At 45.5% G+C, this 17007-nt stretch carries 18 protein-coding genes; 2 read left to right on the top strand and 16 right to left on the bottom strand.

The window, feature by feature from the left end; genetic code table 11:
- Positions 1-21 precede the first annotated feature (21 nt).
- From LLF79_RS24760 to LLF79_RS24690, 15 genes are all read right to left on the bottom strand, one after another.
- A complete protein-coding gene (locus LLF79_RS24760) occupies positions 22-342 on the bottom strand; it encodes a hypothetical protein (protein WP_000071366.1) in 321 nt (106 codons plus the stop codon).
- Between the two features lie 178 nt (positions 343-520).
- Entirely contained in the window at positions 521-748 is a 228-nt protein-coding gene (locus LLF79_RS24755) for a hypothetical protein (protein WP_000336109.1), read from the bottom strand.
- Between the two features lie 174 nt (positions 749-922).
- Positions 923-1816, bottom strand: coding sequence for a hypothetical protein (locus tag LLF79_RS24750; protein WP_000252081.1), 894 nt, complete (start codon positions 1814-1816; stop codon positions 923-925).
- Positions 1806-2918 carry a toxic anion resistance protein gene (locus LLF79_RS24745; protein ID WP_000609386.1) on the bottom strand — a complete coding sequence of 371 codons (1113 nt, stop codon included), beginning with the start codon at positions 2916-2918 and terminating at the stop codon, positions 1806-1808. Before LLF79_RS24745 ends, LLF79_RS24750 begins: the two co-directional genes overlap by 11 nt.
- Positions 2915-3724: a toxic anion resistance protein gene (locus LLF79_RS24740; protein ID WP_000368643.1), complete on the bottom strand. Its 810-nt coding sequence runs from the start codon at positions 3722-3724 to the stop codon at positions 2915-2917. The genes LLF79_RS24745 and LLF79_RS24740 overlap by 4 nt, the downstream gene beginning before the upstream one ends.
- 570 nt (positions 3725-4294) lie before the next feature.
- Positions 4295-4906: a DUF6012 family protein gene (locus LLF79_RS24735; protein WP_001371923.1), complete on the bottom strand. Its 612-nt coding sequence runs from the start codon at positions 4904-4906 to the stop codon at positions 4295-4297.
- A 110-nt stretch (positions 4907-5016) separates the two neighbouring features.
- Positions 5017-5550: an HNH endonuclease gene (locus tag LLF79_RS24730; protein ID WP_000241452.1), complete on the bottom strand. Its 534-nt coding sequence runs from the start codon at positions 5548-5550 to the stop codon at positions 5017-5019.
- 54 nt (positions 5551-5604) lie between these two features.
- Positions 5605-5799 carry a hypothetical protein gene (locus LLF79_RS24725; protein WP_000159617.1) on the bottom strand — a complete coding sequence of 65 codons (195 nt, stop codon included), beginning with the start codon at positions 5797-5799 and terminating at the stop codon, positions 5605-5607.
- Entirely contained in the window at positions 5796-6107 is a 312-nt protein-coding gene (locus LLF79_RS24720) for a hypothetical protein (protein ID WP_000172888.1), read from the bottom strand. The genes LLF79_RS24725 and LLF79_RS24720 overlap by 4 nt, the downstream gene beginning before the upstream one ends.
- A gap of 62 nt (positions 6108-6169) precedes the next feature.
- Complete coding sequence (locus LLF79_RS24715; RefSeq protein ID WP_001180999.1) at positions 6170-6409, bottom strand: hypothetical protein; 240 nt, start codon at positions 6407-6409, stop codon at positions 6170-6172.
- A 249-nt stretch (positions 6410-6658) separates the two neighbouring features.
- Positions 6659-8071 carry a hypothetical protein gene (locus tag LLF79_RS24710; RefSeq protein ID WP_022646499.1) on the bottom strand — a complete coding sequence of 471 codons (1413 nt, stop codon included), beginning with the start codon at positions 8069-8071 and terminating at the stop codon, positions 6659-6661.
- Positions 8072-8224: 153 nt separating this feature from the next.
- Positions 8225-8554 carry a hypothetical protein gene (locus LLF79_RS24705; protein WP_000140246.1) on the bottom strand — a complete coding sequence of 110 codons (330 nt, stop codon included), beginning with the start codon at positions 8552-8554 and terminating at the stop codon, positions 8225-8227.
- 204 nt (positions 8555-8758) lie between these two features.
- On the bottom strand, positions 8759-11473 hold the full coding sequence (locus LLF79_RS24700; RefSeq protein WP_157843391.1) for a P-loop NTPase fold protein: 2715 nt from the start codon (positions 11471-11473) through the stop codon (positions 8759-8761).
- A 124-nt stretch (positions 11474-11597) separates the two neighbouring features.
- Positions 11598-12748, bottom strand: a protein-coding gene (locus LLF79_RS24695) for an IS3 family transposase (protein WP_087855188.1) whose coding sequence is annotated in 2 segments (ribosomal slippage) — positions 11598-12490 and positions 12490-12748 — 1152 coding nt in all. Because the reading frame shifts where the segments join, the coding sequence is not laid out codon by codon here.
- Between the two features lie 44 nt (positions 12749-12792).
- Positions 12793-13281 (bottom strand): P-loop NTPase fold protein, encoded by a 489-nt coding sequence (locus LLF79_RS24690; RefSeq protein WP_023280967.1) that lies wholly within the window; start codon positions 13279-13281, stop codon positions 12793-12795.
- Between the two features lie 858 nt (positions 13282-14139).
- Between LLF79_RS24690 and LLF79_RS24685 the strand changes: the two genes are divergently transcribed.
- The gene (locus tag LLF79_RS24685; RefSeq protein WP_017384073.1) at positions 14140-14436 is read left to right on the top strand and encodes a helix-turn-helix transcriptional regulator; all 297 of its coding nucleotides are present in this window, start codon (positions 14140-14142) and stop codon (positions 14434-14436) included.
- Between the two features lie 423 nt (positions 14437-14859).
- Positions 14860-15516, top strand: coding sequence for a TetR/AcrR family transcriptional regulator (locus LLF79_RS24680; protein ID WP_023280966.1), 657 nt, complete (start codon positions 14860-14862; stop codon positions 15514-15516).
- Positions 15517-15578: 62 nt separating this feature from the next.
- On the opposite strand, the gene LLF79_RS24675 is transcribed toward LLF79_RS24680, so the two are convergent.
- Positions 15579-16562 (bottom strand): MDR family oxidoreductase, encoded by a 984-nt coding sequence (locus LLF79_RS24675; protein WP_023280857.1) that lies wholly within the window; start codon positions 16560-16562, stop codon positions 15579-15581.
- Positions 16563-17007: the final 445 nt, after the last annotated feature.

Below are 17007 nucleotides of genomic sequence, written 5' to 3'. Positions count from 1 at the left end.
TAGTTGTATTTCTCACTTTGTTTATGCTTCCTGACACCGCGTGAACGCAATCTTCGTCTGGATGCGTTCATAGATGGAAAACTGCCTTTCAATGGAATCGGCATTAGACAGTAATTCATGAAGCTCAGCAGAATCTGTATCAGGAACGATAGCGACAGAAACTCCATATTTACGCCCAGTTCTGATCAGGTGCGCAAGTTTTTCCTTCTCTGATTCTGTGAGCATTGCCAGATCCCTTCCGGATACCTGCTCGATAAATGGACCAAGGTTTTTCGGAAAAAAGGGTTCGGCATCAGAATTATGTACCGGGAGCGTTTGCGGCTTATCGAAGCTATTGGACATGAAAAGAACCTTTATAGTTAGAGAGGTGGAGACTGAATGCGTAGCCCATTAAAATTAGTAGTGCCACACTCGAATGCTAATCATACTTTATGATGGCTATGGTAGGAATGGCCGTCAACTTAAACCGCCAGAAGCGAGCCATTCACCGTTAAAGTAACTTTCCCGTATGATGTTCTTTTTATGGAATGAGTTGTTCACACTCCTCTTTAAGAGCCGCCCTGGAACGAGATCGACAGACTTTGCTTAATGAAGAGCGTAATTGATGTTCATCAACCCCATCAGCGACAAACTGACCAATTTTCTTTTCAAGACGCTGCATTGCCTCATAAAGCTTGGCATCAGTATTATTTTTAAGAAACCTCAGTATATAATCAGCAATAATTTGAACAGGAGTAAAGTTACACATCATGTATCCTTAATAAGTTGTGTAAAAATAAAACCATAAAAAACATAATCAGAAGTAGATTATTATACTTGAGTAAGCTTTTCAGCTAACAAGCTGGAGAAGCAGATTCCGGTAAATTACTACATATTTGATAAAAGTTACTGAATAAAAAAGCCCAGCGTACCGGGCTTTCATTCAATTTGATTCTAAGAATCTGACTCGCCGCCTGATTTTTATACCAAGAAGAGCGAACAAAACGCCAACGAATGCGACGGGACTACCTACTTTAAGACAATTAACCGACGCTTTTGAAAAGGTATGTGATTTAGACATACGTTTTTGCTCATAACGAATCGCAAGTGGTGAGACGGATTTATCTAAAGCTGTCTTTTCCAATGCATAACGAACTTTCACGGGAATATTTGACTGTAATACACCAGACATATACGCCCTAACAACATTCTGTGTTAACTTCACATCTGGCTTGCCGAGTTTTATATGTAGTTGCGCCTTTAAATAGTTTACAGATACCTCTTCGCCTGAGGGCCAATTACTATCATTTAAATATGCGACAAGTTTATCGTATTTTTCATGTTTTACATATTTCTTGATAACCTTTACAGTCGAAGCTGAAGTGGCATCAGTCTCTTCCGAACCTAAAGCAGATGTAAAAACTGACAAGCCGATAAGAAAAGCGCCAGCAATTAGAAGCATCGGGAATATCTCACCTATTTCCTCCCCCTTTAAAATTTTAAAGGCAGTTGAAGAAACTACTAATAGCCCCATAATCCCTAATAGCAACTTAGAATATGTAGTTAGGAAGCCTCCAAATGCATCGCCAAAATCCGAAACCACTAACTTATCTTCACCTTCAGATGAATTGAAGAATGACAAGGGCACATCAATATCAAAGTCCAGAACTGAAGGTGAGAGGTGTAATGACAGCAACCACAAGCAAAGACCAAAAATCATTATCAGCAGGCCCGCACCAAATATCGCGAAACCTGAATTTCTAATCTTTATAGACCGGTGAAAAAGAAATGACAGTTCACGGGAAAAATCGTCACTACTCTTAAGGTTACGCACCATGATCTACCCCTTTTTGTGTCAGTCGGGTGCGCAAATTCTCACGCATGGCAAGAACCTGTTTTTCTGTTTCCCTGAGCTTAATAGCCCCTTCTCTCTGGATTTTAACAACATCGCCAACCGTCTGGATAAGCGTATCCTGCACCTCTTTAAGGGTGCTTATATCAATAACCAGCCGTTGGTTTGCTTTCATAGTTTCTACTGCATTGCGATGCAGTAATTTTGCATTACTACGGAGTAACTCATTGTTGGCATTATCGATATCATTGGCAAGATTTACAGCGTTACGCTGTCCATTTAGAGAAATGGCTAACAGAAACTGACGCTTGAAATTAGGGACAGTAACCTCTTTGACGCTATGAAACTTGTCGATAAGACTTTGGTTATTTGCCTGTATAATCCGTACCATTGGCAATACTTGCATAGCAGACTGCTGAGAAACAACTAAATCGCCAATACGTTTTTCTAAATTAGCAATTAGCGTATCCAGATCAGATACTTCCTGGAACTTAGCAGGATTGTTACCAACATTAGCTCTGAGATTTTCTGCTTTTAATTGTAATTCTCCCAGCCTTAATTTACCGGCAGCAATATGTACACCTGTTAAGTGGTGTTCTTTAACGACTTCATCAAACATTTGCTGGAGCGAAATATTATTAGAACCGAGGCTATTCTGTGTAACTGAAACCTCTGAAACCAGAGCATCGATTTGTTCACGAGTTGATTCAAACTGTGCGGCGAAATTCTTCCCACGGGTGCGGATTTTATCCAACAAAGGGCCAATAACTGGCAGATTTGAACGACTTTCAGTTAAGTTCGAGATGTTTACATTTCTTGCAAGGTTGATAATTTCAGTTAATTTGCTCCCGGCTTCGTCTAAATCTTTATTGCGAATTTGCTCAAGCAGGCTATCCGCATAATTAGCAGTGTTTTCCCCCATTGCCCGGCCAAAACGATAAACTGTTCCTGGATCATCGGCATTAATGCATTCCGCGACGGCTTTAATCTCTTGTTCATCTTGCTCATTCAGCCCGAACTTTTCCAGTTCAGCGGAAGTCAAAGTAAAAGCAACAACCTCAGTTTTGGTGGTCAAATTATTAATCATTTTTGGAATCCCTCTAAATTTTGTCGCAGGCTTTTTAGAAGAGCCTCGTGGGCCTGATTAGCTTTTCTAACAATCGTAGGGTCAGTGTTATTTACTGATAACAGCGAAAGTGTGTGTTGCCGCCATACTGGAACCAGGACTTTTATAGTTTCGTTAAAGCGGTCAGCAATATCTATACAAGTCCCGCGAGTGATTTCCATCTGCATGGCGGCCATTTCATGAGACGCAAGCAGTGTTGCCAGGTTAGCTAAACGTCTGGCAAATCTTTCCCTCGGTTTATCGAAGACAAGGCTTAGATCGTCACTATTTTTTTCTTCGGTAGAATCCCTAAGGAACTCATGGCCTGCCTGGATAAAAATTTTAAGGCGTTTGATTTCTGACACATATGTTTCAAGCAGCTCTTCTAAAGCCAGTAGCGTCTCATTCACATGTGTCAGATATCCGTTCCCCTCATTAATAAGATTTTCCACCTTCTCACGTGCGTGTTGGTAACGAACGCGCTTTTCAAGGTGTTTGCCCGTAAAGCGGGAAAACCAGGATGGATTGCTACTGATAGAACGTGGATCTGCCTCCGCTAAGGCACTTACGATACGGTTCAAGGCTCCTGATAAAGCGGTAACTGCGTCTTTCTCCAGAAGATTTGAATACTTATCCATAGCCTTCGAAGATAAAGCCGAGTCGCCGTAATGGCTTATTGCCCCAGCATTAAGCAGAAGACCGGGTATAAATTCTTCTTTGAGTTCTGCTATCGATATGTTGCTGCTGTCAGTTGAAACGTTCATTTTTGCCTCAAAATGGTTATCCATGACAGCCTATCATTTACCGTTCTGCTGATTTTTCGGTTAAAGCGCCAAAACCTGGGTTTATCCGTTTTCGAGGCAAAAAAATAGAATCTGATCCTCACGTAACCCTTTGCCATTCTGATTAAAGGAGAAGTCCCCTACTGTCTGTGCACTGAATTCAGCACTGGATGAAGTTAGGACATGAAGTGCACATAGATCCCCTGCTTGACCTACCAATCACCGCCTTCAATGTTTAGATCTGGTGACCTTACAGCGACCATTTCTCTAACCGGATGGTCATTGTTGTCGTGGCTGCTCCCCAACAGCAGGCTTACCGTTCCGCTGGCAGAGTAATACATCGCGTCAGGAAAGTGCTCCCTGACCTCCTAAAGCAATTTGTTCATGCTGTTAGTTAAACGATAAAAGCGTCGGGCTGCGTTCGGCATAGCTTCTTCCAGGAGGTCAGAAGCATCAATCTCACGGCCGTTTATAACGCGGAGAATATCTTGCTCATCCATAGGTTACTCCCAGGCAATAAATCAAAGTGGCCAGGCAAAAGGAGACTCGCCTGGCATCAAAAAGAATAAAAGGTCGTTACGAACTGATAATGATGGCCTGGTCAGTTTGAGGAAGTCGGTTTCCTCTGATGAATGCTGGATGGCTTAAACGAGCAGATGACATGGTCATCGCCAGAAATGTCTCTTCACGCGAACGCAGCAATTCCCCCCATGAATAGGTTTCCCATACGTCGTGGGAAAGATCGGATTCCTTTATGTACCTTGACTGCATTGTTGGTTCAAAATCGACGGGAGCTAGACTGTCATAGGATGGATGTACACGGTACCCCAATTCTTCCTCCCTCTGATGGTATGCATGTGCCAAAAGGACATCATGGGAGACCAAGTCATAGTCTTTGTCCTGAACGAGCGTTTTTACGGTATGACTAATTTTTCCAAAGCCTTCAATTTCCCAGATTGTTATCATTGTGAACTCAGTTAAAGTCCGTGGGCTTTTTACCAGAAAGCCATTTAATGCACGTCGCCCCTTCAACATGACAACGTGGTAGGACTTGTTGGGATAAGGTTTCATTGCCACCAGCGAATCAGCTTTAAGCTCAAGTGACAATTCAGGTACAGAAACTGACACGAGAGTACACTTGTTTTTCATATGGTGAAGAATACGGGGCACAAGATGCAGATACATCATTTTCTCCTTTGAAGGATATACCAGGCAGCTCCTCAGCAGCATCAAAATATTTAAATCACTCTTTAATTAGTAAACCACTGCTGATTAACTTCTTTTATGTTTCACAGAAATTATTCGTTTTGTTTCTGTTCGTTATACTGCTCAAACCAGAAGACGACCGGTTTTTCTACAATATGAAGCAACCCAAAACGTTCTGCGGTACGGAAATTCACGCTATATGCGCGAGCCCGTTCAACCTGTTTGGTAATTTCTTTTCTCATTCCTTCAACACTAAAAGCTCCTTTAAAAAGGTTGCAGGGGGCGCATGATGGAAATAAGTTTTCTATAGCATGCAGTTCAGGGTGCATAACCTTACCCGTACTTCGGGCAACATGAGTTACGCCGCTGCCGACAGGGGCTCTCACCAGTTCAAAGTCGCGTCGAACAGGCTCAACATGATCGGCATGCCACCCTTTTTCAGGAAGCTTGCAACCACAATAGGCACAACGCCCCCCAAATTTCATTCGCAGCTCAGCTCGCTGTATTTTAGAGATCTTATTTTTAGGTTTTGAGAACCTACCATCAGGTGATTCAGCTTTGGATAACTTTGCTGAGGGCTCAGGTAATTCAACTAAATTCCCGTTGATATTTATCACCTTGACCATATCATTTTCCGCCTTTACTAAGCTCACGGGCACAGGAACTGGCTTAAGTAACCGCTAAAGATAACAGCCACTGACTGCATCTACCCAGACCTTCTGTTTATACTCAATAGGCCACCCCTCTTTATCTGCCCGGATGACGCAATCATTTACCGTGGTGCGTGACCGGATACGAACATCAAGCGGAAGCGAATCGTTATCCACACGAGCCTGTGCCTCATTTAAAATGCGTAAAAACATCTCTTTGGTCATTCAGATACCCCCTCAACTTTGCGAATTTTGATCAGATGAGGGCGACTCAGTTTACAAAGTTGTTCTGTCGCTTCATCAATCGAATTGAACCGATGAGCCTCTTCGATATTTAAAGTCCAGTATTTCGCTTTCCCTTCTCCCAGATCGGACTCAAAATAATTTCGCTTTACATCCATTTTTTTAGGCCTGCCATTTATCTTGACGACATTATGTCTGTCATCAAAAAGAAATTCGTCCCCCTCAAAAGTGATTAATACAAATGGCCCCTCAGGCTTGGAAGTCCGGGAACTTTCCATTTTCAAAGTCATACTTCAGCCTCTCGATAGAACTCATGAAACGTCAAATTAAAATGGACTCACACCACACTGATTCAGTATTCCTCCTGAACCCCATTAGGCTCTGTTGTGATTTCATATTTAATTCCGCCAGGTGCTCCCACAGCGTCCGCGACCGACTCACACAGCAGCGAGAGATCGTTGAGGGTCATTGGGTGTTCAATGTCCAGCGTGAAGAGTTTCCCGGCTTGCTTGGCGGCTGTCTTGTCAGCATGTTCGGCATTAAAAAGGTATACGGTGTGTTTTTCCTGAGCGGGTGTATTTTGATTTTGCATTGATGATCCTTTTGTTTAGTTCCCCGATTCCGGGGGTGAGTGAATTAATTTAAATTTATATTCGTCTGGTTTAATTAGAACGTTTCCACGCTATGCGTAAACAGGTAATGCAAGGGCTGTATCAACAGGATTAAAGTTACTTTTCTGGATGCAGCAACGCTTGGACATGATGTCCACATTACATCACGATCAAAGCTAAGTTTTTTTTGTATAACCCCTCCATTTTCGTGTGTTTCGCGTTTCAGACGCTTATACGACCTGCTTGACCATCCTCATCAGAAGGCGGTTTAACAGTCCTTTCGCTGTCGGGCGATTGCTATCGACATAGTAAAAACCTGTTTTGGTCGTACCGTGAGCACTGCTCAGCACCCTCAGTTCCCAGATAACGTCACGGATAACGCCGCCATTTTCTGGCTTAAGGCATTCAGATAAATGGCGCATGAAACGAGCTCTTACGGCACGGTAATAGCGGAACTCCTCTGGCTGGTTAGTATTTTCTTTCACCCGGAGTCGCTGGTTACACAGAGTTAGAACTGCATCCATCATTCCCGCCTTCAGCTTCGCCTGGATCGCACCTTGTTGCTGTTCCCTCTCACCTTCGAGTAACGTTAAAATTCTTTCTCCGAGTGCCGTCTTGTTGTGTACGTGCAACTGAACACAGGCAGCTACGCATGCCCAGAATCTGAACTTTTTTATCTGTCCACGCAATTTCCGGGCTACAACCTGACGGTATGCAGAATCACTGAGTATTTTAAAACGCCGACTGGCAACCAGCTCTGGAAGCGACACTCTGTCGCCTATCCCCAGGCGGGAAAAGGTTTGTCCCCGTTGTGCGAGACGATGATAGACAGCGCCCTTGCCTTTTGAAATTCGGACCGCGCCATAACGAAGAAGATACTGAGCAGCAGTCGTTGGAGTAAACTCACCGTCAGCGATGCGCTGGCGTAACCCGTCGTATTCATGCCAGATAATCCAGGACGCCGTATCTTCTTCAACAGTCAGCTCATCCTCTTCCTCGAATGCCACGACGACAGAACTGCTCTCTCCGGTCTTTAGGCTACGTGAAGCCCTGGGGTCAGCCTGCCCGTCAAAATAGGTCATCAGCGGCAACGTATCAGTCAGTCCATCATAAGCTGTACCGAACCGGCCTCCGGGCAGTTTCATCCAGAGTGGAGCTGGCATTGGTGTACGGGGCACAGGCTGCATGTCAGGCTCATCCTCAAGAAGGTCCAGATCGGCCTCTTCCCAGACCCTGCGATAGATCTCAATTGCCCGAAACGGGCGAGGGTTGAAACAGTGCAACGACCAGAGGAAATCAACGTGGATCACGTTTGCTTCCTGTACAAGCCGAAATTGTGGCTCAGCCATACGACGGTTATAAGCCGTATCGTCAACCTCGCCGGAAAGTAGCTTTCTGCGATGCTCTGCCGCACGTCTTGCTTCAACATAATCAAGGCTGCAACAGGCATGAAAAAGACGTTCAGTCAGGGACGAAGAAAAGATATTGGGTTGAAGACGCACATATCCGCCTTCGAACACTTTACGACCGATATAATCCCGCAGGCTCCAGTCGTACTGGATCTTAGAAAGAAATCGCTGAAGACGACTCAGGCCAGCCTGATAACCGTATTTCTCCGGGTCAGTTCGAAGGAGCGTTTCCATTGAATGGTCAACCCCTACTGCTGTGCAAAAGGAGCACCCTATAATTCTGATCATTTAGAAATTTTTTTGCGTTTAAAATCAATGAATTGAAAGATTTCATTTTTCTAAGTCTGATAAAACAGATGAAAACCCAACTGACTATACTCATAAAACTCAATCTTTGCGCTGCTGTACGATACCAGTAATTACAGGCGCCGAGTTTAACATCATGAAAAGTAGCCCAATAATGAATGACGCAACGCCAGCTGCGGTGCCTAACTTCTGACTGAACACCATTGAAACAAAGTACATATTTGGGATAAAAACGGACATAGCAATCACGAAAAGTAACTTATTCAGATAATTATTTATTCGGGTCTTAACCTCAACTCTATCATAAAAAGCCATCGAAACGTAAGCAGTTATCAGTGAATAAAAAGACCATGTCATATAGTTAACCGATTCATTAAATGCCTCTCGCAAAAGCAAAGCACTTTCTGTCATTCCCTACCTCATTAAATCAATAGAAAATAAATCTGAATAATTTATTTTTAAAAGAAAAGAACACAACATAACTTCAGTAGTTATGATTAATCCCTGAATGATTATTTCTTAGCAAGATATAACATGCTTAATGTATATCAGGCAATAAAAAAACTCCCAAAGACCACCGCTGTGGTCTTCAGGTATAGGATTTAAAGAACGAACTCAGTCCGGAAACGTATCACTATCTTCTGTAACGTCCGCTTTCTCTGGTAACATTCTGTTTTTAATATACTGTGAATTCCTGCAGATGAGAGGAAAAATCTCCGAGTTATTCATTATACAACTCGTTGCCGTACGGGCGTCCTCCGGAGACCATGATGAAAATGAAAACGTCTGACGGTCAAGCCATTGAGACAATAATACATTATCAACAGAAGCGCTAAACAGCGCCGCAATAGCCCTGCGTTCAACGGCCTTCTCAGGTTCAATAAACGACAACTCATTATGAAAACGGGTAATAATCGCAATACGGCTGTCAATACGAATATGTCTTTCAAGTAAGACATCGTGCAACTCATCAAGTACAGTCTCTCTCTGGGTATCGTCGAGGCAAGACCACAGGAAATGAATGTTCTCGGCATTTGTGACAACGTCTGGCTCTGCATCACGGAACCATGATGCAAAGATACCCACACTACCTTCCATCCGGATATGCTGCCCCTGAAGTTGCATTTGTTCAAGGATAAAGCGCATGTTCACAGGAAGAACCGTAAAACACTCAATAAGCCTTTCAGAAGAACTAAATACTCCACATGCCAGGGCGTTCAGCTTTTTCTTCAAAATATCAAACTGCTCACCTGACTGATATACGTCATGGAGAAATACTGGACCCATAGCATTCACATCAGACTCAATTATTTTCTCTGACAGTGCTTTTTGACGCTCTCGCACAAATATTAAAAGAGAGGTTGCATTTGTAGCTTCTTTGATGACGTCATACTGACCTTTAACAAAGCTCAGGACAGGTATATTCACCAGAAGACCTAAATCAACAATCCTGCCAACAGCATTTTTGATGTACGGCAGAACATTTTTATCCTTAAGTGCTATAAAGATACTCTCGGCAGTACGTAGATAACGAAGATATGCAGCCAAAGCCAGGTCAAACCGTTCCTCACCAATATGTTCACTGTACGACTCGATACCGGCATAGTTACCATGGAGCACCATGTGAGCAACAGCCTGTGCAGCAAATTCCGCAGGGAAGAGATTCCTCGTCGCCGTATTATTAAGATAATATTGATTTAAAACATTATTATTCCAGTCCGGGCTCAGAACAATTTTTCTGAAATGGATAACGTCCTCAACAACCTGACGATTTTTAAGCGTCATTATTGCAGAGCTAACCTGAGCCCCACCTGTACCATCATTCTTTCCAATTACGTTCTGTACCGCCTTCGATGCAATATTGATATGCCGGATAATTCCCGGATTAAAAAGGTCTATCTGAGGTTGCTCAGCTCCATAGCGTAACATCTCCTCCCGACCGTGATTTCCGATATCTAGTGTGCCAATTTTCAGGTTTGACAAGGTCTCTTCATTATTGACAAGGTATTCCACATAAAATACGCCATCTACAAAATTCTCCATTTTATTCAGTAGTGATTCACCGGCCAGAACAGAGTATGAATCAGCTTCCTGCAGCAACGTCTGCGTGGATTCAGCCTCCAATTTTTCTGAATCCTGAATTTCATCAAGTTTACTCACAATAAACGATATTTGCCTTTCGACGAAAGGCTCTAGGCTTATCCGCCCGTCAGCCATCAGTTTCTGCAGACTCAATACGAAACCTTCATCATTCTTTTCTCTGAGTGAAACAGCATAACTCTGATTCAGCATTTGCACTGCGACTTTGAGTTGCGGTTCGGCGAGAGCCTGACACTTCTCATCCATCCGGCTATAAGAAACCAGCCAGTCTCGCATCTGAATATGTGGTGCCACTCGCTGCCATGCTTCAGCGAAACCCCACAAGGCCGTCAGTTCTTCAAGCCGTGGGATATTTATAGCACCAATCGCGTCTTTAAGAGGCGTATCAAGCAACTCGCTCCTGGCAAGCTCCACCGTGGACTGATAGTGGATGCTCATCAGAAATTCGCTCCATCTTTCTGTATCGTTATTAAAAATTCGGGATATTTGTTGATAAGTTAGCGAGAGCATCTCGTCAAAATCATCCGGAGCAATACCGGGTTCGGTCTGACTAGCTTTGGGATCGCGAAGTAATACTTTAATATCTCGCTCCCCGTATCTGACCACCAGTAAGTAGAGAGCAATAAGAATATGGCGATGATCTTCTGTTGCAGGAACGGTAAGGTTCAGAATATGAATATCATTAACAAACTTCTTCATTAATCGCGGTGTGATACGAGGATACTCAGAGGGTTTCCAGCGCTCAAGCAACACCGTTGCTTCCCGGCACGCTATCCCTGCATCCTCATTTACTGTTTCTTTCCAGTACTGCCTTAACGCTTCCTGCCATCCTGCCGAAATAAGAGGAGGAACCTGAAAACTTACAGGAATCCGCTTTGCAATAAACTCACGCCCGCTGAAACCCGCCACAGAAAGTGAGGCTGAAACCTGTCTTGCCGAATAGGGCACCACTATCCTGAAGTGTTCATGAGTGGCTCCGGCAATAAGCTCCATATCACTCCAGAGCTCTTTCACTTTGTCTGCACTGATTCGGTCCAGATTATCAATGATAAGGATGAAGCGATCTCCATGGGAAATGACCTCTTTGGAGGTAAATCCCTGCAGAGCTTCAGCCAGCTCAATAGCTCCGACCTCCTTATTAACTAGCCAAGTCTCTTCAATCCTGTCAGTACTGTTGCGTTTGAACAAATCACCAATACTCGAATACCCTTTCTTTCTGTACCATTCCATGTTCTGCAGGCATGCCAGTCCTGCGACCATAATGGCAGGAGAAAGAAACGCGGCCACCTCAACATAAAAAAGCCACCCTAATAATGACTCCTTGTGATCCTACCCACGTAATGTGGACACGGCCCTAAGCGAGGTTCTGGTTTTCAAATTGTTCGGGACTGAGTCCGCCACAGGCACTGTGTCGGCGCCACCGATTGTAATCACACTCGATATAATTAAACACCGTCATCCGCATGATTTCCCGGCTGATAAGGCGTTCCCCGTGGATACATTCCACCTTCAGCGAGTGGAAGAAGCTTTCCGCGCAGGCATTGTCGTAACAACATCCTTTGGCACTCATGCTACCGTGCAGATTATGCCGCTTCAGTAACGCCAGATAGTCTGCCGAACAGTACTGCCCGCCTCTGTCCGTATGCACGATGACATTTTCCGGGCGCTTACGTCGCCAGAGTGCCATCTGTAGCGCATCGCAGGCCAGCTGCGCTGTCATCCGCGACGACATCGACCAGCCGATGACAGCACGGGACCACAGGTCAATGACCACCGCCAGGTACAACCAGCCTTCGTCCGTGCGCAAGTACGTGATGTCACCCGCCCACTTCTGATTCGGGCCACTCGCGTAAAAATCCTGTTTCAGCAGATTTTCAGACACCGGCAGGCCATGTTCGCGGTATCGGACCGGGCTGAACTTCCGGGCCGCTTTTGCGCGAAGCCCCTGACGCCGCAGGCTGGCGGCAATGGTTTTGACGTTGTACTCAGGCAGTTCGTCAGCGAGACGAGGCGCACCATAACGCTGTTTTGCCTCAGTGAATGCCTGACGGACAGCAGTATCACAGACGAGCCGGAACTGCTGACGTGGTGTTATCTGCTGACGACGCAGACGCCACGCATACCAGCCGCTACGGGCGACCCGCAGTACCCGGCATATGGCTTTGACGCTGAACTCAGCCCGATGTTTTTCAATAAAGACATACTTCATTTCAGGCGCTTCGCGAAGTATGTCGCGGCCTTTTGGAGAATGGCCAGCTCCTCTGCCTGTTCCGCCAGTTGGCGCTTAAGACGGGCAATTTCAACGGACATTTCCTGCTCACGTTCGGAAGAGCTGCGGGCATTGTTAATCTTACTGCGCCATGCGTAGAGCTGGGATTCGTACAGGCTGAGTTCCCGGGCAGCGGCAGCAACACCGATACGTTCCGCAAGCTTCAGGGCTTCGTTGCGGAATTCAGGCGTGTACTGTTTGCGGGGCTTCTTACTGGTTGATGCTGGTTTTGTCATGAGTCACCTCTGGTTAAGAGTTTACTCACTTAGTCGTGTGTCCACTATTCGTGGGTAAGATCATTGTTAGTAAAATATTGATTAAGGTCTGTTAGCACATAACGAAGCATCTGCACGGAAAGCAATGACAGTAAAATAAAAACGACGGTCAACCAGCTTAGCCTGCTGCTGACCCTCTTGTCGTATTCAACGATGTTACCCAGAGCCAGATTTTTATACTTATCCAACACATCCCGGGAGCCCGGACATTGTAGGCTGACCCCGTGGTGGATGACATCGATAAGCGCTTTTTTAGTTGAGCCATGATGGTAACGTTCTGCATCAAAGTTAATGAACGTAAAATCATCTTTAAGCTTTTTCTGCAGGAACTTCAATATTGTTGACTTACCTGAACCCAGCTCACCTTCCAGACCAATAATATTGACATCAGGTGTCCTGATGATCTGAGCCACATTCTCTGCAACTTTTTCATGACTGCTGCCTCTAAACATATCCTGGTCAGCGGGTGATTCCGTCTGCAATCGTAGAGTCATTCAGCAATTTCCTTCGTTATAACGTAAGATTCTTTCACTATTAGACACAGTACAGAGCCCACAGCAACCAAATGACTGCAGCCGGGGCAGTTTAGTTTTAAGCATGCATAAGCCGATTTCGATGGAATCCCTTTCACACAATAATATTGAATTGAAGCAATGAAAACATTAATGTGTTTGTTGTGACTAGCTGCAGGGGCCTGGAAGAAATTCCAAAGCCTGACAAACCGGAACAGGGCTTGCTCTGCTCCGGTTTTATCCAGTTCATCTTGAAGCCCTTGTTTTTGTTACATATCCCTGCTCACTCTTTCAGCCATTGTTAAGCTTCTTGTGTGTAATCTGCGAATAATACGGATGCAAAATTGATGCAATGGATTATACATACCTACAGCGCACGTTACGCTGAGCTGAATCGAATTTCAGAGAACGTTCTTCGCTATTACCCTGCCCAGCCAGTTGAACACATTTTATCATCCGGCCCCGAGAGTGACATGTTCTCTGCCTGGTACAGCCTTCATCAGAGTCAAACTAGACGTTATTTACAGGCAAAAGAAGACAGCTACAGAGTTTAAGTCTGACATTATTCGTGGCTGTGTCTGCCTTCGGAGTTTTCAGCTTATCCCGATAACAGCGGTTTTGAAAAATTGACGTTTTTTACACCGGTACATTGCCCGAACGCAATCTCCCCCGTAGCGAAATACCGCCCCGCAGAAAATCGTCCATGCTCGGCATGCCCCTGGAACATCAGCATCTTTTCAATAAAGGTTTTACAGCCTATAGTCTGTATAACACAAAATACACCTTACCTGCTGTATTACAGGGCGGTACTCCCTACTCAGTCTGCGAGGCAGGTCACTTATGAATAATCAGTTCCCGATAAAAACGCTGAACCAGCTCAGACCTGTGCTAATCGGGTTTCGCAAAATCAAGGGCTTCACGCAAAAAGATGTGTCTGAGAGGCTTGGCGTAACGCAGCAAACCTATGCCCGCCTGGAAGCAAACCCTGCTAGCGCCAGTATTGATCGTCTGTACAAGGTATTCAGTATTCTGGGCGTAGAAATAACGCTGTCATCTATTTCCCCTTCACCCTTCATTTCCCACACAGAGATGAGGGGGGCATTTGACAGCACTCCCGCCAGACGGGAGAAATGGTGACTATTAGAAGTTTGCTAGTTTTGTCGAATGACGCCAACTACATGTCCGCATCCATCGAGTAGTGGCTTCAAGCCACGATTGTCACTGCCTCCGCTGCCTTTTTCCAGTAACTCTCTCCTTTTAATTCTAATATTTAGGGGTGTCAACGCAAAGCAGAAACGGCACCTTCTTTGCGAGACAGAAATGACCTGTGATTGCCTGGCCGATTTATGGCAGCTAAGTGCGAGAAGCGGATATAGCGAATTCGCCATTGTACGGGATTAGCAGGTTTACTGAAGCAACCTGCGATGGCGTTATGGCAATAGTCAGTCCCCTGTCCAGTCGGCATAGGTGGCCACCTCGTCACCGCCGGGGATAAACTGATTGAAGCCTCCGCGCAAAATCACTTATTCTTTTCCGTTAATAAAATGCAGGAGCAAAGTCATGACTGGCGAAATTCGTGGGCGAGGCAGGCCACGAAAAACAGAGAGTACCTATACAGATACCCGTAATGACCTGATCCGAAGCGGGCTTGAACTGCTCACGCAGAATGGTTTTCTTTCAACGGGAGTCGATGCCATTGTCAAAAATGCCAGTGTTCCTAAAGGCTCATTTTATTACTATTTCAAGAGCAAAGAAGAGTATGCCCAGACTGTTCTGAGCGCCTATGACAGTTTCTTTGTGCATAAACTCCAAAAACATCTGTATGAATCATCCTTCACACCAATGATGCGTCTGGAAAATTTCATCGACGATGCCTGCGACGGCATTAAAAAGTACAATTTCACCCGGGGCTGTCTGGTTGGCAATATGATGCAGGAGAGTCCGGGTCTTCCACTGTCCTTTATCAAACAGCTCCACGAAATACTTGAGCGCTGGCAGGCGCTTGTGGCGTGCTGTCTGTCCGACGCGTTATCTTCGGGCGAAATCCGTTCCGATATGAATAATACGCAACTGGCGGCCATTTTCTGGAGCAGTTGGGAGGGTGCCGTAATGCGTGCCAAACTTTATTGCTCAACCCAGCCTGTGTACGACTTCTGGAGCTATTTCAAAAAGTCAGTACGCTATCAGCCCTCTAAGGACACGGCTGTTGAAAAGTAAAAAAGGGGCCGCAGCCCCTGATAATAATTATCAAACCCAGGCTGAGCCTGGCTTCCACTTCATTAGCTACACTGAATTACTGCCCGGCCACGAATTCCGCCACTCAGAAGTTTTTCGGCCACATTGATGGCATCACTCAGCGGATAAACGGTGGTCAGGCTATCCAGTCTGGACTCCGGTAAATACTGTACCGCCTGCTGCCAGATCGCCGCTCTTTTTTCCTTCGCGAACATGACACTGTCAATCCCTTTCAGCGTGACGCCACGCAGGATAAACGGAGCCACATTCCCCATTAGTTCCATCCCCTGTGCCATGCCGCAGGCTGCAACAATACTGCCATAACGCACCCCGGCGCATACATTGCAGAGCGTATGGCTACCGACTGTATCAATGGCGGCAGCCCAGCGTTCTTTCTGTAACGGTTTTCCGGGACAGGAGAGCTCGGAACGGTTAATAATCTCGTCCACACCGACCGTTTTATAGAGCCAGGCAGCCTCTTCCGGGCGTCCAGTAGACGCCGTAACGCGGTACCCCATTGATGCAAGGATCATGGCCGCAATGCTCCCGACGCCGCCGCTGGCACCGGTAACAAGTACCGGACCATCTTCAGGCTTAATACCATGATTCAGAAGTGCGTCTACGCACAGCATCGCGGTAAACCCAGCTGTTCCGATTGCCATTACGTGTTTGCCGTTAGCGCCAGCCGGGAGCGGCGTCAGCCAGTCTCCATTTACCCGTGCTTTTTCGGATAGTCCGCCCCAGTGTTTTTCCCCAACACCCCAGCCGGTCAGGAGAACCTTATCTCCGGCCTGATATTCGGGATGTGAACTGGCGGACACTGTACCGGTAAAATCAATGCCGGGCACCATGGGAAAGCGTCGGACGATTGGGCCCCGGCCCGTAATGGCCAGTGCGTCTTTGTAGTTGATGGATGAATAGTCAACATTGACCTCCACATCCCCCTGCGGTAGTTCACTTTCAGCGATTTCAGCAAGTTGCGCACTATAGCGTCCATCTGTTTTGTTGATTAATAAAGATTTAAACACGTTCACCTCGTTTGTCCGGGCGTTTACCGTTCAGTCATTAAGTCGTCAATAAATAATATTGACCGATCGTCTAATAATCAACACTACTATCCCAGTGCTTTGCCAGCATTCAAGAAACATTATTCATTTCATGCACTTAAAGCTGTCTTTTTTGACCGACATCAAACTGTATTCTGGTTTATCTGGTGCAGAGGGAAAATCAGCATCCCTGAAGATACATAGCTAATGCTTCAGAACACGGCTGATGATGCGATAAAACAACCAGGCTTTAATGAGTTAGTCTGAGCGGACCTTCGGCTCAGTAAATAGGTCCGCTCCGTGCCCAGGCTGTGTAAAAACTCGGTTTTTTCAGTATCTGAGGACTAACACCAGCAGGGATGCAAGATATTCCTGATATGGGCTGTATTCGCAGTGATTTGTATGTTGAGGCAAAACGAGACTTTGT

Origin of the sequence: Enterobacter cloacae complex sp. 2021EL-01169 (assembly GCF_020733125.1) — a bacterium.
Lineage (GTDB): Bacteria > Pseudomonadota > Gammaproteobacteria > Enterobacterales > Enterobacteriaceae > Enterobacter > Enterobacter roggenkampii.
This window is presented reverse-complemented; position numbering and strand designations above follow the sequence as displayed.

What these genes read in the sequence shown, in the direction of transcription:
- LLF79_RS24760 (WP_000071366.1), bottom strand. Translation starts at nt 342, where the DNA reads ATGTCCAATAGCTTCGATAAGCCGCAAACGCTCCCGGTACATAATTCT.
- LLF79_RS24755 (WP_000336109.1), bottom strand. Translation starts at nt 748, where the DNA reads ATGTGTAACTTTACTCCTGTTCAAATTATTGCTGATTATATACTGAGG.
- LLF79_RS24750 (WP_000252081.1), bottom strand. Translation starts at nt 1,816, where the DNA reads ATGGTGCGTAACCTTAAGAGTAGTGACGATTTTTCCCGTGAACTGTCA.
- LLF79_RS24745 (WP_000609386.1), bottom strand. Translation starts at nt 2,918, where the DNA reads ATGATTAATAATTTGACCACCAAAACTGAGGTTGTTGCTTTTACTTTG.
- LLF79_RS24740 (WP_000368643.1), bottom strand. Translation starts at nt 3,724, where the DNA reads ATGGATAACCATTTTGAGGCAAAAATGAACGTTTCAACTGACAGCAGC.
- LLF79_RS24735 (WP_001371923.1), bottom strand. Translation starts at nt 4,906, where the DNA reads ATGATGTATCTGCATCTTGTGCCCCGTATTCTTCACCATATGAAAAAC.
- LLF79_RS24730 (WP_000241452.1), bottom strand. Translation starts at nt 5,550, where the DNA reads ATGGTCAAGGTGATAAATATCAACGGGAATTTAGTTGAATTACCTGAG.
- LLF79_RS24725 (WP_000159617.1), bottom strand. Translation starts at nt 5,799, where the DNA reads ATGACCAAAGAGATGTTTTTACGCATTTTAAATGAGGCACAGGCTCGT.
- LLF79_RS24720 (WP_000172888.1), bottom strand. Translation starts at nt 6,107, where the DNA reads ATGACTTTGAAAATGGAAAGTTCCCGGACTTCCAAGCCTGAGGGGCCA.
- LLF79_RS24715 (WP_001180999.1), bottom strand. Translation starts at nt 6,409, where the DNA reads ATGCAAAATCAAAATACACCCGCTCAGGAAAAACACACCGTATACCTT.
- LLF79_RS24710 (WP_022646499.1), bottom strand. Translation starts at nt 8,071, where the DNA reads ATGGAAACGCTCCTTCGAACTGACCCGGAGAAATACGGTTATCAGGCT.
- LLF79_RS24705 (WP_000140246.1), bottom strand. Translation starts at nt 8,554, where the DNA reads ATGACAGAAAGTGCTTTGCTTTTGCGAGAGGCATTTAATGAATCGGTT.
- LLF79_RS24700 (WP_157843391.1), bottom strand. Translation starts at nt 11,473, where the DNA reads ATGGAATGGTACAGAAAGAAAGGGTATTCGAGTATTGGTGATTTGTTC.
- LLF79_RS24690 (WP_023280967.1), bottom strand. Translation starts at nt 13,281, where the DNA reads ATGACTCTACGATTGCAGACGGAATCACCCGCTGACCAGGATATGTTT.
- LLF79_RS24685 (WP_017384073.1), top strand. Translation starts at nt 14,140, where the DNA reads ATGAATAATCAGTTCCCGATAAAAACGCTGAACCAGCTCAGACCTGTG.
- LLF79_RS24680 (WP_023280966.1), top strand. Translation starts at nt 14,860, where the DNA reads ATGACTGGCGAAATTCGTGGGCGAGGCAGGCCACGAAAAACAGAGAGT.